Raw genomic sequence first — 260 nt, 5'->3', positions numbered from 1 at the left:
CAGGCTCGAAGATCGTGTTCTGGTTCGGAGCCTTCGGGTTGCTGTCTTCCTCGTCCGGGATGCCGTCGTTATCGTCATCCTCGTCCTCGGTGTCAGGCTTACCGTCACCATCGGTATCCAGCTTGAAGTTCGCATCCGTCTTATCGGTGCTGCCATCCGGGTAGGTCACCGTAACCGGAACATCGAACTCCTCAACGGTGTCCTTGTTCAGCTTCGACTTGTCCGGGAACGTAACGGTGATCTCACCAGTGTTCTCATCA

The 260-nt window shown here is 55.8% G+C and carries 1 protein-coding gene; it reads right to left on the bottom strand.

What is annotated here, in order from left to right; all coding sequences use genetic code 11:
• A partial coding sequence (locus HMPREF3009_RS00010) for a YPDG domain-containing protein (RefSeq protein ID WP_158010547.1) occupies positions 1-260 on the bottom strand: 260 nt, incomplete at both ends.

Source organism: Corynebacterium sp. HMSC034H07, assembly GCF_001815175.1.
Lineage (GTDB): Bacteria > Actinomycetota > Actinomycetes > Mycobacteriales > Mycobacteriaceae > Corynebacterium > Corynebacterium hiratae.
The sequence above is the reverse complement of the archived record's forward strand: the minus strand, read 5'-3'. Positions and strand labels throughout refer to the sequence as shown.